The following is a 24278-nucleotide window of genomic DNA, read 5'->3' on the forward strand; positions in this document are numbered from 1 at the left end:
CAGCCGTTCCGGCTGGCCGTTCGAAAAACCCCTACTTGTCCCCCATGAGGGGGACGCGCGCCTGCGCGGCCGTCGGCACCATGGCCCATGCATCAACCAGGGTCCGAGAACCCGCAGGAGACAAAAACATGTGGCTACGAAACTGTTGGTACGTCATCGCCTGGGATCACGAAATTCCCGCTGCCGAGTCTGGCAAGCTGTTTACCCGCACGGTGCTCAATGAGCCCATCCTGGTGCTGCGCACCGAAAGTGGAGTGCTCGCCGCGATGGAGGACCGCTGCTGCCACCGCCTGGCACCCCTGTCGAAAGGGCGCAGGGAAGGGGACTGCGTGCGCTGCGGCTACCACGGGTTGAAGTTCGATGCCACAGGCCGGTGTGTGGACGCGCCCGGCATTCCCATCGTGCCGGAAAAGGCGCGTGTGAAAACCTACCCGGTGGTGTCGCACAGGCAATGGGTCTTCGTCTGGATGGGCGAGCCGGCGAAGGCCGACCAGGCGCTGCTGCCGGACAACTTTTCCTGCGATCACCCAGACTGGATTCACAAGCCCGGCTACATGCATTACGACACACCCTACCTGCTGATCTGCGACAACCTGATGGACTTCTCGCACCTGAGTTATGTCCACGAGAAAACACTGGGCGGCAGCACGGCCATTGCCCAGGCCACGCCGGTTATCGAAAAAATAGACGGTCCCGGCCAGCAGGGCATCAGGGTCACACGCCGTGTCGCCAACGTGCCGGCGCCGCCTTACTACCGCAAGATGCGCAGTTTTGAGACGGCGGTGGACCGCTGGTTCATCTACGATTTTCAGTTGCCCGGCACCCTGCTGATGCATTCCGGCGGGCGCCCGGTGACGGACGCCGCCGACGACATGTGCAACGCCGTGCGCCTGCATAGCTGCCAGACGCTGACGCCGGAGACAGAGACCAGCACGCATTACTTCTTCCAGCAGTCACATCCGGCCGACCAGGGCGACGCCTCGGTGACCGAGGGCATCTTCGACAGCCTGATCACGGCCTTCAACGAAGACCGCGACATGATCACTGCCCAGCACCGCAACATGCAACTTAAGCCTGACGCGCCCATGCTGCCACTGGCCATGGACTCGGCCTTGATCCAGTTTCGCCGCCTGCTGGCTCAACGCGTGGTCGAAGAAGCAGCAGCGGCCTGAATTTTCCAGAAAACTTTCAAAAAACAAACCCCAGGAGACAAACCATGCGCCGTATTTTTATCCTTCCTAGCCTGAAGGCCATGGCCTTCACTGCCTTGCTTGCAGGTGCCGCCGGCTTGGCCCTTGCGCAAGCCCCGGCGGCAGGCGCGGTACAGACTTACCCGAACAAACCGATCCGCCTCGTCGTGCCATATCCGGCCGGTGGCGCCACCGACTACGTGGCCCGGCTGATCGGTGAACGTTTGTCCAAGCGATGGGGCCAGCCGGTCGTGGTGGACAACAAATCTGGTGCGGCCGGCGCCATTGGTGTGGCCGACGTGGCCAAGGCGGAACCTGACGGCTACACCGTGCTGTTCACCATCAACGACCCGCTGGTCAACAATGTGGCGTTGTTCAAGACGCTGCCTTACGACCCGCAGAAAGACCTGGCCTTTGTGGCGCAAATCCTGCGCAGCCCGGCGTTGATTTCAGCCAACACCGAGTTGGGTGTGAAGAACTTCGAGGACTTTCGAAAGCTGGCCCAACCGGCCGCCAAATTCAGCTACGGCTCCTGGGGCATAGGCGGCCTGGGCCACCTCGCCGGCGAAACGCTGAACCGGAACCTGAAGGCGCAGATGGTGCACGTGCCACAGCGCGGCGAAGGGCCTGTGGTGCAGGACCTGATGGGCCACACCGTCAGCATTGGCCTGACCAGCGTGGCAACGGCCAAGCAGCAGGTCGCCGCCGGCAAGATTGTGCCGCTGGCGATGATGGGCAGGGAGCGCTCCAGTGCTTTGCCCCATGTGCCCACGCTGCGCGAATTAGGCTTCACGGACCCGCTGTACGACACCAGCGTCTGGATGGCGGTCCTGGTGCCGGTCAGGACTCCGGCACCTATCGTGCAGCGGCTGGCCACGGAAATCCGCGCGATTGCCAACAGCGCGGAGGTACGCAACCAGCTCGTAGACCGCGGCTTCGAGATGCAGGTGAGCACGCCTGAACAGGCGCAGGCCAACTACAAGGCCGAGTTCGACATCATCACCAAGCGCATCCGCGACCTAGGCATAGAGCCGCAATGAGATGGCGTTCGTTTTCTCAGAAGGTTTGAGAGAAATAGGTCTCTAGTCCATAACGGACGATCGTAAGCAGCTATTAATTTGGTAGCGTGTGCAGCGGGATGTCCTTCTCCCGCCCCAACTGGTCCAGTTGCTCGCGTGTCTGTGTGTACAAAAACGCGGCGATGGCCTGATGCGTGGCGGGGGCGAACATGGCTTTCATGTCGGAGGGTGTGATACCCGCGGCGGCGCACAGGCTGGCCGCAAAATGCGGCTCCAGTGCGGCCACGGCGACACGGCCGTCCTGGCAGGGGTAGACGCGGTAGCCGGCATGGCCGCCGCCGACTGCGGCGCCGGGGGTGGTCAGGCCCCAGGCGCGGGGCAGGCCCAGGTAGCGGGCGGCGCTGGACAGGGCCACCTCCAGAAACACGCCCTGGGGATGCGGATCGCCGGTGCCCGCATACGGCGCGCGCTGGTGCAGCACGGCTTGCAACACCGCTTCGCTGGCCATCGCCGAGCCGCCCATGTCGGCATACAAGGTGGGCGGCAGCGCCAGTCCGGTCACCAGGTCGTTGTCGGCCATATAGGTCAGGTCGTGGCCGGGTTCTTCACCTGCTTCACCGGGCGCGCCGACGATGGCGACCTGGCTCAGGGCCGGGTAGCGCTGGTGCAACGCGGGCCAGCTCAAGCCCAGCTTGACCAGTGCGGAAGGGCGAAAAGAGGTGAGCAAGACATCGGTTTTGGCCAGCGCGCGATGCAGGCTTTGCTGACCCTCGTCGGTCTTCAGGTCGGCCACACTCACACGCACGCCTTCGTGCAGCGCGGCATAAGCCGCCGGGTTGTATTGGCCCATGGGGTCGCCCGATGCGCCCGGTGGGGCGTCTTTGTGCGGCGGCGGCTCCAGCTTGAAACAAGTGGCGCCCATCTGCCGGCAACGCATCAACGCGGCGGGGCCGGGCAGGTTGAGCGCCAGGCTCAGGATACGCACACCTTGGAGCGGTTTGAAAGCAGCGGTAGAGGTCATCGGTGGTCGTCGGTAAGAGGAGTAAGGATGGGCCACAGGCCATTGACCTTAACAGACTTTTTCAGCCGGATGGGCGCTGGCGAGTCCTCGGCGTGACGTTTTAGGCGCATTTCAAAATTTGAGAAAATCAATATAAAACAGAAATTAATTATTGTTTTAAGATAAATATTCAGAGATACTCGGCATTTGCAGAAAGGGGTATCTCCATGAAGAACAGATTGACGGCTGCGGCCTTGTCGGGCCCCGACGTACAACGCCTGAGCAGCGTGTTTGCCTGGACCTGTGCCTTGCTGGCGGTGAGCCTGCCGCTGGCCGTGTTCTACCAACTGGTGACCCTCTCGACCGAAAGTTTGCTGCTGCGTTCCGGCGTCACCTTGTCGCTGTCGCAGGTCACCATGCTGGACGTGACCTTGCTGCAGCGTTGCCTGGCCGTGGCGCTGGGCATGCTGCCCGTGTGTTGCGCGTCTTATGGCCTGGTGTGCGCGATGCGCTGCTTTTCAGGCTTGTCGCAGGCGGAATATTTCAGTCTGCGCACCGTGCGTTGCCTGCGCGGTTTTGCGGCCGGCATTTTTGCCTCGGTGGTGACGGGGCTGCTCATGTCCTTGCTGATCAGCGTGGTGCTGACGGCTGGCGCGCCGGGCGGAGAACGTTCGCTGGCGATGGCCCTGGGCAGCAACGAGTTGTTGACCCTGCTGTTTGCCGGCATGGTGTGGCAGATCGCCGCGGTGATGGCCAAGGCCGTGGCGCTGGCCGAAGAAAACGCGCAGTTCGTTTAAGTCCCAACGCCCGTGTCCATCGTCGTCAAACTCGACGTGATGCTCGCACAGCGCAAGGCCAGGTCCAAAGACCTGGCGGCGTATGTCGGCATCACCGAAGCCAACCTGTCCTTGCTCAAGCAGGGCAAGGTCAAGGGTGTGCGTTTTGACACCTTGCTCAGGATCTGCGAGTTTCTGGATTGCCAGCCGGGGGACTTGCTGGTTTACGAAGGGAATGATGGCGGGTGAGGGTGGCCCGCCCGCACGGATCGCGCTTCAAACCCGCCATGACCCATCCTTAATAGGGCAAGCCCACATAGTTCTCCGCCAGCGCCGTCGAGCCGGCTTCCGAATGGATCAGGTAGTCCAGCTCGGCCGCCTGGATTTTCGGGCCGAAACCGGTGTCGTCGGGGAACTTGTGCATCAGCGAGGTGAACCACCACGAGAAACGCACCGCCTTCCAGACCCGGCGCAGACAGGTGTCGGAGTAGTTGTTGATCCCGGCTTCGCTGCCGCCGTAAAACTCGGCAAATGCGCGTGACAGGTAACGTACATCGCTGACCGCCAGGTTCAGGCCCTTGGCGCCCGTGGGCGGCACGATGTGGGCCGCGTCGCCGGCCAGGAACAGGCGGCCAAAACGCATGGGTTCGGCCACAAAACTGCGCAGCGGCGCAATGCTTTTTTCAATCGACGGGCCGGTGACCAGAGTCTCGGCCACTTCGGGGGCGAGGCGGCGGCGCAACTCGTCCCAGAAGGCGGCATCGCTCCAGTTTTCCACCTTGTCGTCAAGTGAACACTGCACGTAATAACGGCTGCGGGTGTGGCTGCGCATGCTGCACAACGCAAAGCCGCGTTCGTGGTTGGCGTAAATCAGTTCTTCCGACACCGGCGGGGTTTCCGACAACACACCCAGCCAGCCGAAGGGGTAGACCTTCTCGTAGGTGCGCAAGGCATCGGCCGGCACGCTGGCGCGGCTGACGCCGTGGTAACCATCGCAGCCGGCAATGAAGTCGCACAACACTTCGTGCGTGGCGCCGTTCTTGGTGTAACGCACCTTGGGCTGTGGCGTGTCGAAGTCGTGCAGGGTGACGTGTTCGGCCTCGTAAATCGTGGTGAGACCGGCGGCGGCTCTGGCCTCCATCAGGTCTTTGGTGACTTCGGTCTGGCCGTAAACCGTGACGTGTTTGCCGGTGAGTTTGTGCAGGTCGATGCGGTGGTGTGCGCCGCCAAACCCCAGGGCCACACCGCCGTGCACCAGGCCTTCGCGGTGCAGGCGCGCGCCGACACCGACTTCATCGAGCAGATCGGCCGTGCCTTGCTCCAGCACACCGGCACGTATGCGGCCCAGCACATAGTCCTGGCTGCGCTGCTCCAGCACCACGGCATCAATGCCCGCCTTGTAAAGCAGTTGGCCGAGCAAATGCCCCGCCGGTCCGCCACCCACAATTGCCACTTGTACACGCATGTTTTTCTCCACCGATCACGTTGAAATTTCGTCGAGAGTCAAGCGTATGTGTTGGACTGGCCGGTGGCTAGATGGTTGCACCGGTCGGAGCCCTCCTTTGCACGATGTGCAGCTCAGTTGTGCGATGATCGCGCAATGAGCGCCGCATCCACTCCCTCCGCCCGGACCGCCGGCGAACTGCAGACCAACAAACCGATTGCCAAGGCCGACCTGATTGAAGGCATGGCCAAAGGCATGGCCGTGCTGGAAAGTTTTGACACCCAGCGCCAGCGCCTGAACGCGACGCTGGCCGCGGAGCGTGCCGGCATCACACGCGCGGCGGCACGCCGGCACCTGCTGACCTTGGCCCACCTGGGTTACCTTGAAACCGATGGCAGTTATTTCTGGCTGGCCGCCAAGGTCTTGCGCTTTTCGGGGAGTTACCTGGCGTCGGCGCGTTTGCCACGTGCGATCCAGCCGACCTTGAACCGGCTGGCGGCGCAGACCCAGGAGTCGTTTTCCGCCGGGGTGCTGGACGGGGATGAGGTGGTGATTGTTGGGCGCAGCGGTTACGAGTGGAAAAACTCGTCGGAAGGCGCGGTTCGGGTGCTGGCCTATGGCCTGCACCTGGGCGCCCGCTTGCCGGCCCACGCCACGTCCACCGGCCGGGTCTTGCTGGCGGCGCAGCCCAAAACCGCCTTCACGCAATGGCTCAAGGGTCGTTCGCTGCCGCGCCTGACCACCCGCACCATCATTGACCCGAAACTGTTTCGCGCCGTGATTGCGCAGGTGAGGGTGGACGACTACTGCCTGGCCGTGGAAGAACACGAGCTGGGTGTACATGCGCTGGCGGTGCCGCTGCGCAATATGCAGGGCAAAACCGTGGCCGCACTCAACGTGGTGGCCTCACCGCAGCGCCTGACCGGGCAGATGATGCAGCGCGACTTGTTGCCGCTGTTGCTGGACGCAGCACGCGAGTTGCGGCCGCTGCTTTGAACTTCACCTCCTGCAGAGCCGGGCACCGTGCCAGCCAGGGCTCAGGGCACTTTCCAAACTCATGCCGCGCCAGCGGCTTTTTCCTTGATAGCCATGCTTCCTGACGAGATTTCCCGGCTGGCGCTTGCCGCCTTCGACCACGCGGTGGGCGCTTCCGCTACCTTCCGGGACAGGCCCGGTCAGCGGCTGATGGCCGAAAAGGTGGCGCAGACCTTTGGCGCCGCCACGCTGGGCAAAACCGAGGGTGACGGCGACGAGCCTGTGCGTGCGATTGCGGTCATCCAGGCCGGCACGGGCGTCGGCAAGTCGCTGGCCTATTGCGCGCCCGCCATCGCGGCGGCCCTGGCGCGCAACACCCGGGTGTTGATCTCCACCGCCACGGTGGCGCTGCAGGAGCAGTTGGTGAACAAGGACCTGCCGGCGCTGGCGGCCATGTTGCCGCAGCCCTTCAAGTTCGGCCTGGCCAAGGGGCGGGGGCGTTATGTCTGCAAGCTCAAGCTGTCGCGCCAGGCCGGCACGGCGGAGGAGGACGACGACCTGTTTGCCGACGAGCTGAGCGCCAGCACGCCGCAACATGTGACCGAGGCCCGCAGCAGCTTTTTTGCCGTGCTGGTGCGCGACCTCGCCAGTGGCGCCTGGGACGGCGACCGCGACAACCTGGCCCAGCCGCCCGCGGCGGACTTCTGGTCGTCGGTGGCCGCCGAGTCCAGTTCATGCACCGGGAAACATTGCCCGGTGTACAGCCAGTGCACCTATTACGACAGACGCAAGGAACTGGTGGGGGCGCAAGTGATTGTGGCGAACCACGACTTGCTGATGTCCTCGCTCGGTTCGCGTCTGTTGCCCGATCTGGATAACTGTTTGCTGGTGCTGGATGAAGGCCATCACCTGCCGGCCGTGGCGCTGGACCAGTTTTCCGCGTCCATGGATTTGAGCCGCAACACCTGGCTGGACACGCTGGCCACGCGTGCGCGCCGCATCGGCGGACTCATGACCGTCGCCGAAGCCGCGGACGTGCCGCGCTTTGCCGCGCAACTTCGCCAGGGCCTGCTGGACATCAGCCGGCTGGTGATGGACCTGTACGGCCAGGCTTTCAAGGACGCGCGGGGCACACACGGGCCAGCGCGGGCACGCCTGCCGCGCGGCCGCCTGCCGCCCGAGCTGGACGAACCTCTGCGTCTGCTGGATGTGCAGGCCGAGAGTTTTCTGGCTGTGCTCAACACGATTGCCAAGGCCTTGCGCGCGGGGATGCGGGACGATCCCGGCGAGGCGCGCCGGCTGTCCACGCTTTACGCGCAACTGGGCATGCTCTCGCCGCGGCTGGAGCAGGTGCATGCCACCACCCAGTTGCTGCTGCGCGAAACAGAAGGCGAGCAGGAGAACGCGCCCGTGGCCAAATGGTTCACCTTCGAGATGGGTGAGGGTGGCCTGGACGGTGGGCTGGTGATCATCAAGGCACATGCCAGCCCTATCCTGCCGGGCAGCACGCTGCGCCACAACTTCTGGTCGCGTGTGCGTGCGGCCGTAGTGACCTCTGCCACCCTGACGAGTTGCGGGCAGTTTGATTTTTACCTGCGCGAGTCCGGCCTGCACAACGATCCGGCGGTGAGCGCGCTGGAAGTCGCCAGCCCCTTCGATTACGCCAGCCAGGGACGCTTCGTCACGGTGGAAACCCGGGCCGACCCCAAGCAGGCCGACGCCTTCACGGCCGAAATGGTGCAGGCCTTGCTGGGAGACCTGGCCCAGGTGGCACACGGCGCCCTGTGCCTGTTTACCTCGCGCGAGCAGATGCGCCAGGCCGTCGAGGCTTTGGCTGGCGGCTTGCGCGAGCAAGTCCTGGTGCAGGGGGAGTTGCCGCGTCCCGTGCTGCTCAGGCGCCATCGCGAGCGCGTGGCGGCGGGTCAGGCCTCGGTGATTTTTGGGTTGCAGTCTTTCGGTGAAGGCCTGGATCTGCCGGGCCAGCTGTGCGAGTCCGTGTTTATTGCGAAGCTGCCGTTTGCGCCGCCGGACGACCCGGTGGGCGAAGCGCGCGCCGAGTGGCTGCGTTCCGTAGGGCGCGATCCCTTCAGTGAGCTGGTGGTGCCGGCAACGGCCATCCGGCTGGCGCAATGGGCCGGGCGAGCCATCCGCACGGAGACCGACCGCGCCTTTGTGTATTGCTACGACCGGCGACTGGTGAACACCGGTTATGGCCAGCGTCTGCTGCAGGGCTTGCCGCCGTTTGTGCAGCAGCGCCGCAGTGCGGCCGGTGTGCTGAGTTAGACGCCCAGGTATTGCGTCAGCAGTTCGGGCCGGGCGTGCAGCTCGGCGGAGCTGCCTTCAAACACCACCTCACCCTTGACCAGGATGATGTTGCGGTCGGTGATCTGGGTGACGTGTTTCCAGTTCTTGTCGACGATCACGCTGCTGATGCCGCTTTCACGGATCACACCGCAGATGCGCCAGATGTCGCGTGCAATCAGCGGCGCCAGGCCTTCGGTGGCCTCGTCCAGGATCAGCACATCGGGGTTGGTCATCAGCGCGCGGCCTATGGTCAACATCTGCTGCTCGCCACCGCTGAGCTGCTGGCCGCCGTGGCCCAGGCGTTCTTTCAGGCGCGGAAAAGTTTCCAGCACCCGGTCGTAAGTCCAGTCGCGCTGGCCGCGGGTGCCGGCGCGCGCCGCCATCTTCAGGTTTTCGACCACGCTGAGGTTGCCGAAGATGCCGCGGCCTTCGGGCACGTAGGCAATGCCCAGTTGTGAAATTTCATAAGGCGCCCGGCCCAACATGGGTTTGCCGACGATGTCCAGGCTGCCGGAGCGCGGTTTGACCAGGCCCATGATGCTTTTGAGCAAGGTGCTTTTGCCCATGCCGTTGCGACCCATCAGACCTATGGTTTCGCCGCGCGCCACGGAAAAATTGATGCCGCGCAAGATGTGGCTGGCACCGTAATAGGTGTGGAGGTCTTTCGCGTCGATCAGTAGAGTGCTCATAAGGTCTCCAGCCGGCCGCAGCGCTGGGCCGCCCCAAGCAAGGCCAGCCCCCTCGGGGGGCAGCGTAGTACACGAAGTGACAAGCGTGGGGGCATTAATGTTCCTCGCCGAGGTAGGCGGCCTGCACGCCGGCGTCGGCGCGGATTTGGGCGGGGGTGCCGCTGGCGATGACCTGGCCGTTGACCATGACGGTCAACTGGTCGGCCAGGGTGAACACCGCGTCCATGTCGTGCTCCACCAGCAGAATGCCGTGTTCGGCCTTGAGCGTCAGCAGCAGGGCGACCATGCGTTCGGCCTCGGCCACACCCATGCCGGCCAGCGGTTCGTCCAGCAGCAGCACCTGTGGCCCGGTGGCCAGCGTCATGGCAATTTCCAGCTGGCGCTGCTCGCCGTGGCTGATGGTGCCGGCAATCGCGTTTTTTCGATTTTCAAGGCCGGAAAGCTCGATTGCCCTGGTGGCGCAGTCGTTAATAGCTACAAAATCAGTAGCGCGGCTGAGCCAGCGTGCAGCATGCGGCTGGCGCGACTGCGCGGCCAGGCGCACGTTGTCCCAGACCGTGAAGGGCAGGAAGATATTGGTTTTCTGGTAGCTGCGGCCCAGGCCCTGGCGCGAAATTTTTTCAGGGTTCCAGCCCGTGACGTCTTGCTCGCCCAGTCGCACCGAACCCGAGGTGGGCGGCAGGTCGCCGGAGAGCAGGTTGGTCAAGGTTGATTTGCCGGCACCGTTGGGGCCGATCACCGCATGGATGTGTTGACGTCGCAAATCGATGGACACATCGTGGACGGCCGCCAGGCCGCCGAAACGTTTGGTCAGGTTTTTGGCCGAGAGCAGGATCTCACTCATGGTCATGCCTCCGACGAGCCGCCTCTAGGCAGGCATGCGCCCCCTCGGGGGGCAGAGAGCGAAGGCGAACGTGGGGGCTCATGATTTTTCCTTGCGCTTGCCGAAACGCTCGACCAGGCCGAGGATGCCGCGTGGCGCAAAAGTGACCAGCAGCACGATGAACAGCCCCATCCACAATTGCCAATGTTTGCCCAGGTTGACACTGCCGACCTGCGGCAAGTCCTTGAACACATGCAACAGGTATTCAAACGCAAATGCACCCACGATGGCGCCGGCGAAGTTGCCCATGCCGCCCAGGATCACCATCATGATGCCGTGTGCACTCATGTGAAAACCCATGAGTTCGGGGTTGATGTAGCCGGTTTGTGTGCCCCACAAATAACCCGCCAGACCGGCCAGCGCACCGGCCAGGGTGAAGGCCGTGAGTTTGTAGCGGAAGGTGCCAAAACCCATGGCGCGCATGCGGTGTTCGTTGATACGTATGCCGGCCAGCGCACGCCCGAACGGGCTCCACAACAAGCGGCGCAAAAAGGCATAGACCCCCAACATCACCGCCAGGGTGAAGTAATACAGGGTCCGTTTGTTGTCGAGGTCAAACGGCACCCAGCCGAAGATGGCGGTGTCCGGCTTGAAGTTGACATACAGGCCGTCCGAGCCGCCCAGTACCTTGTTGTCAAAAAACAGGAAAAACACCATCTGCGCAAACGCCATGGTCACCATGATGAAATAAATGCCGTGGGTGCGCACCACAAAAAAGCCGATGATCAGCGCCGCCAGCCCGGAGGCCAGCACCGCCAGTGGCAAGGTCCACCACAGGCTGACCGCTTCGCCTTGCGGCATCAGAAAGGCCAGCGCATAACCGGCCAGGCCGAAGTAGGCCGCATGGCCCAGCGACACCAGGCCGGTGACGCCTTGCAGCAGGTCCAGGCTCATCGCAAAGATGGCCATGATCATCATGCGTGTGACCATCTGGGTGTAGAAGTCGGTGCCGGCAAAAGGAAAGGCCAGCAGGGCGATCAGGCCCAGCACCAGGGTGAGCTGCACGCCGCGCGGCAGGATTTCGAGATTGGCTTTAGCGGCACTCATACAAGGGATCCAAGAAAAGAAACAGGGTCAATTTTCCGTCGGGCCGCCCCTAGGAAAATGAGCCCCCCAGGGGGGCAGTGCAGTACGCGAAGCGACAAACGTGGGGGCCGGTTAGTCATTGTTTAAACAAACCTTCGGGTTTCCACAGTAATACAGCGGCCATTAACATATACACCAGCATGCCTGCCACCTGCGGCAGCAGCACCTTGCCAAAAGTGTCGACCAAGCCGACCAGCAGCGCCGCGATCATGGCGCCGCGCACCGAGCCTATGCCGCCAATCACCACCACCACAAAACACATGATGAGCACTTGCGAGCCCATGTTGGGGTAGACACTGGCAACCGGTGCGGCGATCATGCCGGCCACCGCCGCCAGGGTGACGCCGAGTGCAAACACCACGGCGTGGATCAGCTTGATGTTGATGCCCAGGGCGCCGGCCATTTCGCGGTTGAAGGCGCCGGCGCGGATTTTCATGCCGAGCCGGGTTTTTGAAATCAAGAGGTAGAGGCCCACCGCTAGCGCCAGGCAGACGCCGGACATGAACAGGCGGTAGACCGGGTAGGACAGGTTGTCGGTCAGTGGGATCGAGGCGCTGAGCAGCTCCGGAATCGGCACACCATGCACGTCGTCACCCCAGAGGATGGAGCGCAACTCTTCAAAGATGTAGATCAGGCCGAAGGTCAGCAAGACCTGGTCGAGGTGGTCGCGCTGGTAGAAGTGGCGAAACAGCAGCCACTCCAGTGCCAGCCCAAAAATTGCCGACAGCACGGCGCCGCCCAGAATGGCCAGGGTCAGGCTGCCGAAATAGGCGCTGAGTGACCAGGCCAGGTAAGCCCCCAGCATGTAAAAACCGCCGTGCGCCAGGTTGACCACGCCCATGATGCCGAAGATCAGCGTCAGGCCGGCAGCCAGCATGAACAGCAGCAGGCCGTATTGCACGCTGTTGAGCAGCTGAATGAGAAAGTTGGCTAGATCCATCGAGGCGTTGTGGGTTCGGGAGAAAAGATAAACGCGGTGTCAGACGTGCATGCAAGGTCTGTACCAAAAAAATGGGAGGTCCGAGAACCTCCCCACTGTGATGCAGGAACGCATCGCCTCACCGTGAGCAATTTTCCGCAGGGCCGCCCCAAGGAAAATGAGCCCCCTCGGGGGGCAGCGAAGCACACGAAGTGGCGAGCGTGGGGGCCACGTCCTCAGCCCATCTTGCAGCCGGCGCCGGAGTCGGCCAGCGCCTTGGCGGCCACGCCGATCACCTTGTTGTCGCCTTTTTCCACGCGGCGCAGGTAGATGTCCTGCACCGGGTTGTGCGCCTTGCTCATGGTCCATTTGCCGCGTGGGCTGTCGATGGTCGCGCCTTCCATGGCCTTGTACAAGGTCGGTTTGTTCGACAAATCACCTTTGACGGCGTTGGCGCCCTGGACCAGCAGCAAACCTGTGTCGTAACCCTGCACCGCGTACACGTCGGGCTGCGAGCGGTAGGCTTTGGCGTAGGCCAGACGGAACTGGTTGTTGCGCGGCGTGTCCAGCGAGTCGGCATAGTGCATCGTGGTGATGATGCCTTCGGCGGCGGGGCCGGCAGCGTCCAGCACACCCTCGGTGAGGAAGCCGGAGCCGTAGAGCGGGATTTTGTCCTTCAGGCCGGCTGCGGCGTAGTCCTTGATGAACTTGGCCGCGCCACCACCGGCGAAGAAGCAGGCCACGGCATCGGGTTTGAGCGCGGCGATTTCGGTCAGCAGGGCCTGGAACTCGACGTTGGGGAAGGGCAGGCCCAGTTCCTTGACGATGGTGCCACCGGCCTTGGTGTAACTTTCCTTGAAGCCTTCAAAGGCTTCGTCGCCGGCTGCGTATTTCCAGGTGATCCAGACGGTTTTCTTCAGGCCCTTGTCCATCATGACCTTGCCCAGCGCCAGGGTGGGCTGGGAGTTGGTGAAGGAGGTGCGGAAGACGTTGGGGGCGCAGAGGGCGCGGGTGGCGGCATGTACGCCGGCATTCGGGATCAGGGTCAACACGCCGCTGTCGCGAGCGACTTTCTGGATGCCCATCTGCACGCCGGAGTGCACGGTGCCGATCAACACGTCGACCTTGTCGCGCTGCACCAGCTTGCTGGCGTTTTCGACACCTTTGGAAGGCTCGGACTCGTCGTCGACCTTGAAGTATTCAATCTCGCGGCCGCCCAGCTTGCCGCCTTGCTCATTGATGGCCATGCGAAAACCGTTTTCGATGGCGACGCCGAGCTGCGCAAACGTGCCGGTGTAAGGCAGCATGAAACCCACACGCACCTTGTTCGGCTGGGCTCGCACGATTTGCGGGAGCAACAAGCCGGTGGATGCCGCACCGATGACGGCAGCACTTTGGCTCAGAATCAAACGGCGTGAAGGAAGGCGTGAGGTCATTGAAAAACTCCTGGTTGAGGCGAAATGTGAAAGCGCAGCAATGCCTGAATACTAACGGTGGCCGTAGGAAAACACCCTAGTGAAAAACCCGAGATTGAGGATTAAATTGTTTATATTTAAAGCAATTTCTCTGCCAGGTTTTGAGTCTAGTCTTGGGTCTGGCGCAATTTGAAGCGTTGTATCTTGCCGGTGGCGGTTTTCGGCAGCTCGGACACAAACTCGATCCAGCGCGGGTATTTGTAGGGCGCCAGTTGTTGCTTCACATGGGCCTTGAGTTCATCGGCCGAGGCGTTTTGCCCGGCCTTGAGCACCACGCAGGCTTTGGGTTTGATCAGGCCGTCACTGTCCGCCAGGCCGATCACGGCCACTTCCAGCACGGCCGGGTGCGTCATCAGGCAGGCTTCAACTTCAAAGGGTGAGACATAAATGCCGCCGACCTTGAGCATGTCGTCGCTGCGGCCGCTGTAGGTGTAGAAACCGTCGGCATCGACCGTGTATTTGTCGCCGCTGCGTGTCCATTCGCCGGCAAAGGTGGTCTTGGTTTTGGCGCGGCTGTTCCAGTACATCAGTGCCGCGCTGGGACCGCTGATCTGCAGCTCGCCGATTTCGCCGACACCACATTCGCGCCCGTCGTCGCCGACGATGCGCAGCGCATAACCGGGCACGGCCTTGCCGGTGCTGCCGTAACGCACTTCACCGGGACGGTTGCTGAGAAAAATGTGCAGCATTTCGGTCGAACCTATGCCGTCAAGAATGTCGCAGCCGTAATGCGCCGTCCATTTTTTGCCGATCTCGGCGGGCAGGGCTTCACCGGCGCTGGTGCAGACACGTAAATTGAGTTCCGACTTTGGCGGGCGCGCCGGGTCGGCCAGCAAGGCTGCGTACAGGGTGGGCACGCCGTAAAAAATGGTGGGCTGGTATTTTTTCAGGAGGCCAAACACATCGGCCGGTGTCGGCCGCGACGGCAGCAAGATGGCCGTGGCGCCCACACTCATGGGAAAGGTCAGGCCGTTGCCCAGGCCATAGGCAAAAAACAGCTTGGCGGCGGAATAAACCACGTCAGATTCCTGGATGCCCAAGACGCCGCGGCCATAGAGTTCGGCGGTTTGCACCAGGTGGCTGTGCAGATGTACCGTGCCTTTGGGGGCACCCGTGGAGCCGCTGGAGTAGAGCCAGAAACAGGCGTCGTCGGCACAAGTATCTGCTACGGTTTTGGTAGCTGCTTGTGACCGCACCATCTGGGCTAGCGTTGTATTTGATGCTGAATTATCGACGCCGGCGACGATCACGCTGCGCAGCGTGGGAATCTGGCTTATCAGTGGTTCGAAAGCCGGCAGCAAGGCCTGCGACACGATCAGGCCCTGGGCGCGTGAGTCGCGCAGCATGAAGTCAAAGTCTTTACTGGTCAGCAAGGTGTTGGCCGCCACCGGCACCACACCAGCCAGGATGCAACCCAGAAAGGCCACCGGCCATTCGGGCGTGTCCAGCATGGCCAGCAGGATGCGGCTCTCGGGCGCAAAACCCTGGGCGCGCAAGGCGTTGGCAAAACGGTGGGATTGTTCGCTCAGTTCACCATACGTCAGCGTGCTTCCGCTGACGGCATCGATAAACGCGACCTTGTCGCTGCGGCCGGCATTGCGCGCCAGCAGATCATGGGCCGCGTTGTAGTCGCGCGGGATGTCGACAAAAGGAGGGCTGATGGAATGGTCGGCGCGGCTGAGATTCATGGGGTCTCCAGATGCTCTTGTTTTTATAGCCGCCTGCGCCCGCTGCGCAAGGGCTGGAACAGCATTTATATGTGAAAGCTTAGGTGATGGCTTCTGCGCTGGCAGAACTGGCCAGCGCCAGGGCCAGCCACTCGCGGCACCAGGCGGCGCCTTCGGTCTCGGGCAGGGTGCCGCCGCTGGCGTCGTGCATCCAGATCTCGCCGATACGCTGGGCGCCCAGGCCTTGCAGGCGTTCGTCGAATTTCTTGCCACCAAAAGCAAAAGTTTGCTGATAGGTGCGGTCGCCCAGCGCAATCACGCCGTAACGCACATGGCCCAGAAACTTGGGCTGGCTGTCCAGCGAGTCGTACAGCGCGCGGGCGTTGTCGGGCACATCGCCCTGGCCGTAGGTGGATGTGCAAATGAGATATACCGCATCTTCATCGACCGGTGCATCAAAGACGCCGATGTTTAGTCCGTCCATCAGCTGGACTTCAATATCATCGACCAGATCGGCACAATCCATCTGAATGGCCTGTGCCACATAGTCAGCGGTGCTGGTCATGGTACCCACCAGGATTTTGAGCTTCATCAAGGATCTCCAAAAAAAGATGCAATAAACTGCTTGACATCGAATTGATGTGAAGTATACTGCAATCCAGTTAGAGCGCAAGTACTTTTCACAAAAAGTGGTGTCCGATGCAAGTCATATCTGAAATGGAAGCAAAAGCAACGCTGGCCGAGCTGGGCGGCCGGGTCCGTGCCTGGCGCGCCCGCCGCGGCATGACTCGCAAGCAGCTCGCCGCCGATTCGGGTTTGAGCGAACGTTTTCTGGCCGACGTGGAAAGCGGCAAGGGCAATGTCTCCATCAACTCGCTGGAAGCCGCCGCCCGCGCCCTGAACATCTCCATTCTTGAACTGCTGCAGGACGCGCCGCGTCCGGCGCTGGCCCGGGTCCACGGGCTGCTGGGCCGGCTGGACGACAGCCAGCTGGACCAGGCCTATGCCTTGCTGGGCGGCACCTTCGGCCTGAGCGAAGCGCTGGGCCGTGAGCGGCGCATCGCCCTGATCGGCCTGCGCGGCGCCGGCAAATCAACCCTGGGCCTGCAACTGGCGACCGAACGCGGCGTGCCTTTTGTCGAGCTGGACCGCGAGATCGAACGCGAAGCCGGCACCAGCATGAACGAAATTTTGTTGTTACATGGGCAGGCCGGTTACCGCCGTTACGAGCGCCGCGCCTTGTTCCGCATTGCCGAGGACCATGCCGACGGCGTGGTCATGACCACAGGCGGCAGCATTGTCAGCGAGCGTGAAACCTTTGACCTGCTGCAAAGCCGCTTTTATTGCGTCTGGCTCAAGGCCAGCCCGGAAGAACACATGGCCCGCGTGGTCGCGCAGGGCGACATGCGGCCCTTTGACACCACACGGGGTGCGACCAACGAAGCCATGGAAGACCTGCGCCGCATCCTCGCCAGCCGCGAGGCCTTGTACGCACGCGCCGATGCCGTGGTCGATACCGCGGCACGCACCCTCAAGCAAAGCCTGACCGACCTGAAGCGGTCGGTGCCCCAGGCGAGCAGCAACTGATACCCACAGGAGACCCCCATGAATGCCATGACTGAACCGCTGTTATTCAAACAGGTGATTGAAGGCCAGGAGCGCGAGCTCGTGAGTTTTGCCACGCATCCGACCAAGTACCAGCACTGGACCTTGAGCGTCGAAGGTGATGTCGCGCGCCTCAAGCTCGACATCAACGAAGACGGCGGCATCAAGCCCGGCTACAAACTCAAGCTCAACAGTTATGACCTGGGCGTGGACATCGAGCTGCACGACGCGATCAACCGCATCCGTTTTGAACACCCGGCCGTCAAGGTGGTGGTGTTTGAATCCGGCAAGGAAAAAATCTGGTGCTCGGGCGCCAACATCTACATGCTGGGCCTGTCCACCCACGGCTGGAAAGTCAACTTCTGCAAGTTCACCAACGAAACCCGCAATGGCCTGGAAGACTCCTCGCGCCACGACGGCCTGAAAGCCATCGCGGCGGTCACCGGCGCCTGCGCCGGCGGCGGTTATGAGCTGGCCCTGGCCTGCGACCGCATTGTCATGGTGGACGACCGTTCCTCCACCGTGAGCCTGCCCGAAGTGCCGCTGCTGGGTGTCTTGCCCGGCACCGGCGGCCTGACCCGCGTGACCGACAAACGCAAGGTGCGCCGCGACCTGGCCGACATTTTCTGCACCACCAGCGAAGGGGTGCGTGCCGACCGCGCCCAGGACTGGAAACTGATAGACGCCTACGCCAAGCCGCAACAGTTCGGCGCCTTGCTCGCTACCGAAATTGAAGCGCTTCGCGCCCAATCCACGCGGGCTGCAGCCTCAAAAGGCATTGAGCTCACACCTTTGAAAGCGCTGATTGACGATACCGGTTACCACTACAGCGTGGTCGATGCCCAGGTGGATCGCAACACACGCATCGCCACCATCACGGTCAAGGCACCGACTGCCGCGATTGAGTCCACGCCCGAAGCGATTGAAGCCGCCAGCGCCAACTGGTACCCGCTCAAGTTGCAGCGCGAACTCGACGACGCCATCCTGAACCTGCGCACCAACGAACTCGAAGTCGGCACCTGGGTGATCCGCACGCAAGGTGATGCCGGGCAGGTGATTCGCATGGACGAGGTGCTGGCCAAGCTCAAAGACCATTGGCTGGTCAAGGAAACCACGGGTGCGCTGCGCCGCACCTTGGCCCGCATCGATGTGACCAGCCGTTCGCTGATCGCGCTGGTGGATGGCGGCTCATGTTTTGCCGGCACCTTTTATGAGCTGGCCCTGGCCTGCGACCGCATCTACATGCTGGACCTGCCGGACTCGCCCGATGCCGCGCCCGCACTGCAACTGAGCCCGGCCAACTTCGGCTGGTTCCCGGCCGTCAACGGCTTGACCCGTCTGCAGACGCGTTTTTACGAAGACAACGCCACCATCAGCCAGCTCGAAAAACTCGGCGACAGCAAGCTGCGCGCCGACCAGGCGCTGGAGCTGGGCCTGGTGACCCTGACGCCGGACGACATCGACTGGGACGACGAAATCCGCATCATGCTGGAAGAACGTGCCTCCATGTCGCCCGACGCCATGACCGGCATGGAAGCCTCGCTGCGTTTCCCGGGCAAGGAGACCATGGAGACACGTGTGTTTGGCCGCTTGTCTGCCTGGCAAAACTGGATTTTCATCCGGCCGAATGCGGTCGGTGAAGACGGCGCGCTGAAACTTTTTGGCACCGGCAAAAAAGCGAAATTCGACTGGAAGCGCATCTAAACAGTATTTTCCCGTCATGCCGGACTCGATCCGGCATCCACGCCTCGCTAGCCATTGGGCTGTGTGACATGGATTGCGGATCAAGTCCGCAATGACAAACCCAGAAAGAGGAAACACCATGAGCAGCATCGACCTTCAAGCCCTGATTCCCAACAACGTAAACCTCGGCGAAAACCGCCAGTTGCAACGTGCGCTTGAGCACTGGCAACCGGCTTTCATGAGCTGGTGGGACGAAATGGGTCCGAGTGACTTCAACGCCAAAGAGGTTTACCTGCGCACCGCTGTCGGTGTGGATGCCTCCGGCTGGGCCAGTTATGGCTACACGCCCATGCCCGACTACCGCTGGGGCATTTTTCTGGCCGACAAGGAAGAAAACCGCAAGATTGGTTTTGGCGACCACATGGGCCAGGACGTCTGGCAGGAAGTGCCGGGCGAATACCGTAGCGCTTTTCGCCGCCTGATTGTGACCCAGGGCGACACCGAGCCGGCCTCGGTCGAGCAGCAGCGTCTGCTGGGCCACACGGCACCGTCCTTGTATGACTTGCGCAACCTGTTCCAGGTCAACGTCGAGGAAGGCCGGCATCTCTGGGCCATGGTTTATCTGTTGCATGCACACTTTGGCCGCGATGGCCGCGAGGAAGCCGAAGAGCTGCTCACACGCCACAGCGGCGATGCCGACAAGCCGCGCATCCTGGGCACCTTCAACGAACCCATGGACAACTGGCTGAGCTTTTTCATGTTCACGTATTTCACCGACCGTGACGGCAAGTTCCAGCTCAAGAGTTTTGCCGAAAGTGCTTTTGACCCGCTGGCGCGCACCACGCGTTTTATGCTGACCGAAGAAGCGCACCACATGTTTGTGGGCGAAACCGGCATTGGCCGCGTCATCAAACGCACGCTGGAAGTGATGAAAGAGCTGGACACCGACAACGTGGACACCTTGCGTAAAGCCGGCGTGATCGACCTGCCGACCATCCAGAAATTCATGAACTTCTGGTTCACGTCTTCGCTGGACCTGTTCGGCTCCGAGGCTTCGTCCAATGCCGCCAACTACTTCAGCAACGGCATCAAGGGCCGGCCCGATGAGGCCAAGTTTGCCGATCACGTCGAGGTCGACAGCGAGATGATCATCCAGGTGCCGGACGGGAAGGGCGGTTTGAAGAACGAAACCATCTCTACCCGCAACGGTATGAACGAAATCACGCGCCTGGAATACGTGAAGGACTGCAATGTCGGCGTGACACGCTGGAACATGGGCATCAAACGTGCCGGTGTCGACTTTGAACTGAGCCTGCCGAACACACGTTTTCGCCGCAGCGTCGGTGCCTGGGCTGGCGCCCATACCGACCCGCAAGGCCATCCCATCAGTGCGGCTGAATTTGAAGCGAAAAAAGACGCCTGGCTGCCCACCGATGCAGACAAAACCTTTATCCACAGTCTGATGCAACGCGTCACCGAGCCCGGCAAGATGGCCGGCTGGATCGCACCGCCGGACCGCGGTATCAATGCCAACGTGCTTGACTACGAATACGTGAAGCTCTGATCTTCGGGCGCAGGCCTGATGCAACAAGCCCCGAACGCGGTATCCGCTTCGGGGCTTTTTTGATGCGTCAGCCGATCAGGGCGCCGCGTTCTTTGAGCAAATCCCGCAACAATGAACGGTGGCAGCGTGCCTCGTTTTCGCAATAACAGCCCATGGTGAAGTTGGACTGATGTGACAGCGCGGCCAGCAGGTCCAAGTTGCGGCTGGCGTCGGCCTCGTTCATTTCGCTGCGGTATTTTTTGCTAAAGGTCGCCCAGTCCTTGTCGGATGCCACCGCCTGGCCCAGCTTCATGGTCTCCGCGCTGGGCGCCAGGTTGGGGTACCAGACGTCATACCAGTCTTGCGAGGCAAATTCGGTTTTGGGTACACCGCGCGGCGGACGCCGCACCGTGCCTATGCGTAGACCTTCGTTGCTGCTTCGTGGTGTGCCAAGCCGGATGATTTTTACTGCCATAACGCTCTCCTGTGGATTTGGGTAGTTCAGGTGCATTATGAAATGCTTGTGCCGGATGTGAAATCCGCTGCAGCACCAGACACCTGCGGTCGGATGCCATATGCAGCAACGGCGCGACCGGGTGGTGGCGATGGTACGACGTCTCAGGCAAGGGGCAGCTTGGCCAATGACCTGCCTGCTGGCGCCTGTTAACGGCAGTGTTTACGGATCAAGACCGGCTCAAGGCAACAAGACCGTAGCGCCCACGGTTTTTCGGGATTCCAGTGCACGGTGTGCCTCGGCTGCCGCTTCGAGCGGGAAGGATTGTGAGGCCTCGCTTTTGATCTTGCCGGCAAGCACCATGTCAAATACCTCCTTGGCCATCTCCAGCATGTGGCTGCGAGGCATGATGTAGTGCATCATGGCCGGGCGCGTCACCCACAGTGAACCTTTGGCGGCCAACAGCTTGGTGTCTATCACCACAGGGCCGGACGAGGTACCGTTGCTCACCAGTGTGCCCCGTGTTTGCAGGCTGTTCAGGGACGCTTCCAGTGTGTCCTTGCCCACCGAGTCAAACACCACGGGCACGCCCTTGCCACCGGTGATCTCTTTGACGCGCTCCGCGATGTTGTCGCGCGAAGTGACGATGACGTGGGCGCATCCGTTGGCTTTGGCGATGGCGGCTTTTTCGTCGGTGCTGACGGTTCCTATCATGGTCACACCCATGGCTTTGGCCCACTGGCAGGCGATCAGGCCCACGCCGCCTGCTGCTGCGTGGTAGAGGATGGTTTCACCGCCCTGGAGTGGAAACACCTGGCGAAACAGGTATTGCGCTGTCATCCCCTTCATCATGAGGGTTGCGGCTGTACTGTCCGAAATGCCATCCGGCAGCCTGATCAGCACCTCGGCCGGCATCACGCGCACATCCGAATAAGCGCCTTGCGGGCCGATCAGGTAGCCGACGCGGTCGCCTGCTGCAATCTCTGTCACGCCGGGGCCTACCGCCTCCACCACACCCACTGCGTCCGAGCCCAGGCCGCTGGGCAATGGCGCGGATAACGCCCGGTGCGAAAGTAGATGTCAATAAAGTTGACTGCAATGCCGGTGTGGCGCACGCGCGCCTGGCCGGGTCCTGGCTCGCCAAGCTCGACGGGTTCAAGCTTGAGGACTTCCGGTCCGCCGGTTTCGTGAAAACGTATGGCCTTGGCCATGGGTCATGCAGCCTTGCGCAGAAAACCCTGGTGCCCGGGCTTGGGGTTGGGCGCAAAGCCGTTTTTGGCCAGTGTCTCTTCGACGGTGTCGTAGAACACGCCGATCTTGCAGATGCGTCGTGCCTCCTGGCCATTCGCCACCTCGCGACCGATTTCGCGGGCGATGCGCACCAGCTGTTCGATCTGCTGCACGGTGCTCATCTTGGCCTTGCGGTCCTGGGTCCACAGGTTGTCTTCAATGCCGCAGCGCACATGCTGACCCAAGGCCATGCCCATCAGGTTGATGGGCAGCACATTACGCATGGAACTTTCCACCGTCAGCATCGAGCCATCGGGAATGGCGCGCAGGAAGTTGGCCATGTTGTAGATATTGGGCGCATCCATGCCGCCGCTGATGGCGACCCAGTTCATGACCAGCGGGCCCTTGTACACGCCGCGCCTGAGCATGCGCTCCACGGTTTCAAAGCTGTTGATGTTGTAGAACTGGAAGGCGCTTTGTATGCCTGCGGCACTCAAACGGCGGATATGTTCTTCGACCCAGGCAGGGCCGGAAGGCACAATCATCTCGCGGTAGGCCTCGTGCGTTGCGGGATCGGCCAGCGAGGTGCCAGCGTAATCCCCCGTGTCCATGTGCTCGAAGATGTTCATCTGTGTGGTGTTCACTGTCACCGTCACCTGATCCGGCTTGGGGTCGAGTTCGGCCAGCATGTGGCGGGTGTCATCTGACAGCCATTTTGCGGCGGCTCCGTCACTTTCCGGCGCGAAGGAAATGGAGCCGCCGACCTGTATCACCATGTCGGGCACGGCCTTGCGAACACCTGCAATCAGTTCATTGAACTTGGACAGGCGCTTGCTGCCCTTGCCGTCGAGTTCACGCACATGCAGGTGCAGCACGGAGGCGCCGGCGGTGTAGCAGTCCACCGCTTTCTGGACCTGCTCTTCCATGGTGACGGCAATGTCCGACGGGAAGTCCGAGGGAATCCACTCGGGTCCGTAAGGCGCGGCCGTGATGACCAGCTTGTCCTGGTTTTCGGGAATGAGGGAGCCGTCGAGGAAGTTCATGGGGTGTCCTTTGATGAAATGACTGAAGTCGTAAAGAAGCGTGAAGTGAGGCTGCCGATGTGTGTTCTGACAGGTTTGCTGTGCGGCTGCGGGAGTCTGGAAAGGCGTATCGCCCATGCTGCCGGCGCGTTCCATCTTGCGCTGCGTGCCGCGCTTGCACAGGTCTGTGGTTCTGCTTTGATGCGGGTGGCTAGCGTCGCAGCCATGGATGTTTCCTCGCTCTGGACAGGATGCTCAGTGACTAGTTCAGCTGGATGTTGAATGTTTTCACAATGGCTGCGTTGCGGTCGTACTCGGCCTTGACCGACTGCGCGAGTTGGCCTGCGGTGAGGCCGGTGTTGGGCTCAAAGCCAACGGCTATCAAGCGGTCTTTCACCTTTGGCGCAGAAGCTGCCTTGATCGTGGCGGCATTGATCTTCTCCACCATCGCTGCCGGAACGGCAGACGCCACGACGGCGCCCACCCAGTTGCTGAAATCGATGTCCGGAAAGCCCTGTTCAGCCATGGTCGGCACATCGGGCAAATGGGCCAAGCGGGTCTTGCTGGCCACACCAAAAATCTTTAGCTTGCCAGCCTTGATCAGAGGCAATGAAGTCGCAATGCCGTCAAACATGACGGGAATCTGACCACCCATTACCTGCACCAGTGCGGGCGGAGAGCCGGGGAAGGGGACGTGTTGCAGGTCCAGTCCGGCTTTCTGGTTGAAGATCATGCCGGCGTATTGGGAGCTGGTGCCCGCGCTGTAAGACGCAAAGCTCAGTTTGCCCGGGTTGGCCTTGACATAAGACACCAGGCCTTTGAGATCCTGCGCGGGAAGGGAGGGGGCGCCGACCAAGACCATGGTCGAGCGCGCCACGGTTGCCACGGGTTTCACATCCTTGAGCGGATCAAAACCGGTTTTCATGACCAGCGGGATTTCGGTCAGAACGTTGCTGGCCGTGACCATGATGGTCTGGCCATCGGCGGGCGCAGCCATCATGGCATGCACCGCAATGGCGCCGCCTGCACCGGGCTTGTTGTCCACGATCACCGGCTGGCCGATGTCGGTGGAAAGTTGTTCGGCCAGGAGGCGGGCGACGACATCCATGGTGCCGCCAGCCGGTGCCGGCACGATCATTTTCACGGGTTTGTCGGTCCAGGCCATGACAGCCGAAGTGCTCATCATGGTCAGCGCAGCCAGAAGCAGGTTCGGCAATAGGCGGGTCTTGGTTTGCTTGCTCATCAGGGTCTCCTGTTGTCTCGGTGTACGGCGGCGAAATGCGTTTTTAGATGCCGCTCAAGAATTGACTATAT

At 61.8% G+C, this 24278-nt stretch carries 21 protein-coding genes and 1 pseudogene; 9 read left to right on the forward strand and 13 right to left on the reverse strand.

Translation table 11 applies throughout. The features are described 5' to 3' along the window. The first annotated feature begins 128 nt into the window (after positions 1-128). Both ACHMXK_RS10845 and ACHMXK_RS10850 read left to right on the forward strand, forming a co-directional pair. Complete coding sequence (locus tag ACHMXK_RS10845) at positions 129-1172, forward strand: Rieske 2Fe-2S domain-containing protein (RefSeq protein WP_397440192.1); 1044 nt, start codon at positions 129-131, stop codon at positions 1170-1172. A 44-nt stretch (positions 1173-1216) separates the two neighbouring features. Next, a complete protein-coding gene (locus tag ACHMXK_RS10850) occupies positions 1217-2230 on the forward strand; it encodes a Bug family tripartite tricarboxylate transporter substrate binding protein (RefSeq protein ID WP_397440194.1) in 1014 nt (337 codons plus the stop codon). A 73-nt stretch (positions 2231-2303) separates the two neighbouring features. Here ACHMXK_RS10850 and ACHMXK_RS10855 read toward each other — a convergent pair whose 3' ends face one another. Continuing rightward, positions 2304-3230, reverse strand: a complete 927-nt coding sequence (locus tag ACHMXK_RS10855) for a CoA transferase (RefSeq protein ID WP_397440196.1) — start codon at positions 3228-3230, stop codon at positions 2304-2306. 206 nt (positions 3231-3436) lie between these two features. Here ACHMXK_RS10855 and ACHMXK_RS10860 point away from each other — a divergent pair, with 206 nt between their 5' ends. Next, positions 3437-4006: a DUF2975 domain-containing protein gene (locus ACHMXK_RS10860; RefSeq protein ID WP_397440198.1), complete on the forward strand. Its 570-nt coding sequence runs from the start codon at positions 3437-3439 to the stop codon at positions 4004-4006. A gap of 12 nt (positions 4007-4018) precedes the next feature. Continuing rightward, positions 4019-4234, forward strand: coding sequence for a helix-turn-helix domain-containing protein (locus ACHMXK_RS10865; protein ID WP_397440200.1), 216 nt, complete (start codon positions 4019-4021; stop codon positions 4232-4234). A gap of 49 nt (positions 4235-4283) precedes the next feature. On the opposite strand, the gene pobA is transcribed toward ACHMXK_RS10865, so the two are convergent. After that, entirely contained in the window at positions 4284-5450 is a 1167-nt protein-coding gene (gene pobA, locus ACHMXK_RS10870) for a 4-hydroxybenzoate 3-monooxygenase (RefSeq protein ID WP_397440202.1), read from the reverse strand. Between the two features lie 135 nt (positions 5451-5585). Here pobA and ACHMXK_RS10875 point away from each other — a divergent pair, with 135 nt between their 5' ends. Both ACHMXK_RS10875 and dinG read left to right on the forward strand, forming a co-directional pair. Further along, the gene (locus ACHMXK_RS10875; protein ID WP_397440204.1) at positions 5586-6425 is read left to right on the forward strand and encodes an IclR family transcriptional regulator C-terminal domain-containing protein; all 840 of its coding nucleotides are present in this window, start codon (positions 5586-5588) and stop codon (positions 6423-6425) included. Positions 6426-6518: 93 nt separating this feature from the next. Further along, positions 6519-8687 (forward strand): ATP-dependent DNA helicase DinG, encoded by a 2169-nt coding sequence (gene dinG / locus ACHMXK_RS10880; RefSeq protein ID WP_397440206.1) that lies wholly within the window; start codon positions 6519-6521, stop codon positions 8685-8687. On the opposite strand, the gene ACHMXK_RS10885 is transcribed toward dinG, so the two are convergent. The 7 genes from ACHMXK_RS10885 to ACHMXK_RS10915 all read right to left on the reverse strand — a co-directional run bounded on the left by ACHMXK_RS10885 (position 8684) and on the right by ACHMXK_RS10915 (position 16019). Further along, positions 8684-9397, reverse strand: coding sequence for an ABC transporter ATP-binding protein (locus ACHMXK_RS10885; protein WP_397440208.1), 714 nt, complete (start codon positions 9395-9397; stop codon positions 8684-8686). The genes dinG and ACHMXK_RS10885 overlap by 4 nt on opposite strands. Before the next feature lie 94 nt (positions 9398-9491). Beyond that, positions 9492-10241: an ABC transporter ATP-binding protein gene (locus ACHMXK_RS10890; RefSeq protein ID WP_397440210.1), complete on the reverse strand. Its 750-nt coding sequence runs from the start codon at positions 10239-10241 to the stop codon at positions 9492-9494. Positions 10242-10319: 78 nt separating this feature from the next. After that, entirely contained in the window at positions 10320-11327 is a 1008-nt protein-coding gene (locus tag ACHMXK_RS10895) for a branched-chain amino acid ABC transporter permease (protein WP_397440212.1), read from the reverse strand. Positions 11328-11442: 115 nt separating this feature from the next. Further along, complete coding sequence (locus tag ACHMXK_RS10900) at positions 11443-12306, reverse strand: branched-chain amino acid ABC transporter permease (protein ID WP_397440214.1); 864 nt, start codon at positions 12304-12306, stop codon at positions 11443-11445. Positions 12307-12521: 215 nt separating this feature from the next. After that, positions 12522-13721: an ABC transporter substrate-binding protein gene (locus ACHMXK_RS10905; RefSeq protein ID WP_397440216.1), complete on the reverse strand. Its 1200-nt coding sequence runs from the start codon at positions 13719-13721 to the stop codon at positions 12522-12524. A 146-nt stretch (positions 13722-13867) separates the two neighbouring features. Continuing rightward, the gene (locus ACHMXK_RS10910) at positions 13868-15448 is read right to left on the reverse strand and encodes a benzoate-CoA ligase family protein (protein ID WP_397440218.1); all 1581 of its coding nucleotides are present in this window, start codon (positions 15446-15448) and stop codon (positions 13868-13870) included. Positions 15449-15527: 79 nt separating this feature from the next. Further along, positions 15528-16019 carry a flavodoxin domain-containing protein gene (locus ACHMXK_RS10915; RefSeq protein WP_397440220.1) on the reverse strand — a complete coding sequence of 164 codons (492 nt, stop codon included), beginning with the start codon at positions 16017-16019 and terminating at the stop codon, positions 15528-15530. A gap of 125 nt (positions 16020-16144) precedes the next feature. Between ACHMXK_RS10915 and ACHMXK_RS10920 the strand changes: the two genes are divergently transcribed. The 3 genes from ACHMXK_RS10920 (at position 16145) to boxB (ending at position 20279) form a co-directional block, all read left to right on the forward strand. Beyond that, a complete protein-coding gene (locus tag ACHMXK_RS10920; RefSeq protein WP_397440222.1) occupies positions 16145-17014 on the forward strand; it encodes a helix-turn-helix transcriptional regulator in 870 nt (289 codons plus the stop codon). An 18-nt stretch (positions 17015-17032) separates the two neighbouring features. Beyond that, entirely contained in the window at positions 17033-18736 is a 1704-nt protein-coding gene (gene boxC, locus ACHMXK_RS10925) for a 2,3-epoxybenzoyl-CoA dihydrolase (protein ID WP_397440224.1), read from the forward strand. 118 nt (positions 18737-18854) lie between these two features. Further along, positions 18855-20279 carry a benzoyl-CoA 2,3-epoxidase subunit BoxB gene (gene boxB / locus ACHMXK_RS10930; protein WP_397440226.1) on the forward strand — a complete coding sequence of 475 codons (1425 nt, stop codon included), beginning with the start codon at positions 18855-18857 and terminating at the stop codon, positions 20277-20279. 67 nt (positions 20280-20346) lie between these two features. Here boxB and ACHMXK_RS10935 read toward each other — a convergent pair whose 3' ends face one another. From ACHMXK_RS10935 to ACHMXK_RS10950, 4 genes and pseudogenes are all read right to left on the reverse strand, one after another. Then, the gene (locus ACHMXK_RS10935) at positions 20347-20733 is read right to left on the reverse strand and encodes a DUF488 domain-containing protein (RefSeq protein ID WP_397440228.1); all 387 of its coding nucleotides are present in this window, start codon (positions 20731-20733) and stop codon (positions 20347-20349) included. Between the two features lie 219 nt (positions 20734-20952). Next, a pseudogene (locus tag ACHMXK_RS10940) lies at positions 20953-21923 on the reverse strand (quinone oxidoreductase family protein). 3 nt (positions 21924-21926) lie between these two features. Continuing rightward, entirely contained in the window at positions 21927-22985 is a 1059-nt protein-coding gene (locus ACHMXK_RS10945) for a 3-keto-5-aminohexanoate cleavage protein (protein ID WP_397440230.1), read from the reverse strand. Between the two features lie 241 nt (positions 22986-23226). Beyond that, the gene (locus ACHMXK_RS10950; protein ID WP_397440232.1) at positions 23227-24207 is read right to left on the reverse strand and encodes a Bug family tripartite tricarboxylate transporter substrate binding protein; all 981 of its coding nucleotides are present in this window, start codon (positions 24205-24207) and stop codon (positions 23227-23229) included. Between the last annotated feature and the right edge of the window lie 71 nt (positions 24208-24278).

Source organism: Polaromonas sp. UC242_47, from assembly GCF_044452385.1.
In the GTDB taxonomy this organism is placed as follows: Bacteria; Pseudomonadota; Gammaproteobacteria; order Burkholderiales; family Burkholderiaceae_C; genus Polaromonas.

Bases quoted from the DNA above. Each gene is read 5' to 3' on its own strand.
- ACHMXK_RS10845 (WP_397440192.1), top strand. From the start codon at position 129: ATGTGGCTACGAAACTGTTGGTACGTCATCGCCTGGGATCACGAAATT.
- ACHMXK_RS10850 (WP_397440194.1), top strand. From the start codon at position 1,217: ATGCGCCGTATTTTTATCCTTCCTAGCCTGAAGGCCATGGCCTTCACT.
- ACHMXK_RS10855 (WP_397440196.1), bottom strand. From the start codon at position 3,230: ATGACCTCTACCGCTGCTTTCAAACCGCTCCAAGGTGTGCGTATCCTG.
- ACHMXK_RS10860 (WP_397440198.1), top strand. From the start codon at position 3,437: ATGAAGAACAGATTGACGGCTGCGGCCTTGTCGGGCCCCGACGTACAA.
- pobA (WP_397440202.1), bottom strand. From the start codon at position 5,450: ATGCGTGTACAAGTGGCAATTGTGGGTGGCGGACCGGCGGGGCATTTG.
- ACHMXK_RS10875 (WP_397440204.1), top strand. From the start codon at position 5,586: ATGAGCGCCGCATCCACTCCCTCCGCCCGGACCGCCGGCGAACTGCAG.
- dinG (WP_397440206.1), top strand. From the start codon at position 6,519: ATGCTTCCTGACGAGATTTCCCGGCTGGCGCTTGCCGCCTTCGACCAC.
- ACHMXK_RS10885 (WP_397440208.1), bottom strand. From the start codon at position 9,397: ATGAGCACTCTACTGATCGACGCGAAAGACCTCCACACCTATTACGGT.
- ACHMXK_RS10890 (WP_397440210.1), bottom strand. From the start codon at position 10,241: ATGAGTGAGATCCTGCTCTCGGCCAAAAACCTGACCAAACGTTTCGGC.
- ACHMXK_RS10895 (WP_397440212.1), bottom strand. From the start codon at position 11,327: ATGAGTGCCGCTAAAGCCAATCTCGAAATCCTGCCGCGCGGCGTGCAG.
- ACHMXK_RS10900 (WP_397440214.1), bottom strand. From the start codon at position 12,306: ATGGATCTAGCCAACTTTCTCATTCAGCTGCTCAACAGCGTGCAATAC.
- ACHMXK_RS10905 (WP_397440216.1), bottom strand. From the start codon at position 13,721: ATGACCTCACGCCTTCCTTCACGCCGTTTGATTCTGAGCCAAAGTGCT.
- ACHMXK_RS10910 (WP_397440218.1), bottom strand. From the start codon at position 15,448: ATGAATCTCAGCCGCGCCGACCATTCCATCAGCCCTCCTTTTGTCGAC.
- ACHMXK_RS10915 (WP_397440220.1), bottom strand. From the start codon at position 16,019: ATGAAGCTCAAAATCCTGGTGGGTACCATGACCAGCACCGCTGACTAT.
- ACHMXK_RS10920 (WP_397440222.1), top strand. From the start codon at position 16,145: ATGGAAGCAAAAGCAACGCTGGCCGAGCTGGGCGGCCGGGTCCGTGCC.
- boxC (WP_397440224.1), top strand. From the start codon at position 17,033: ATGAATGCCATGACTGAACCGCTGTTATTCAAACAGGTGATTGAAGGC.
- boxB (WP_397440226.1), top strand. From the start codon at position 18,855: ATGAGCAGCATCGACCTTCAAGCCCTGATTCCCAACAACGTAAACCTC.
- ACHMXK_RS10935 (WP_397440228.1), bottom strand. From the start codon at position 20,733: ATGGCAGTAAAAATCATCCGGCTTGGCACACCACGAAGCAGCAACGAA.
- ACHMXK_RS10945 (WP_397440230.1), bottom strand. From the start codon at position 22,985: ATGAACTTCCTCGACGGCTCCCTCATTCCCGAAAACCAGGACAAGCTG.
- ACHMXK_RS10950 (WP_397440232.1), bottom strand. From the start codon at position 24,207: ATGAGCAAGCAAACCAAGACCCGCCTATTGCCGAACCTGCTTCTGGCT.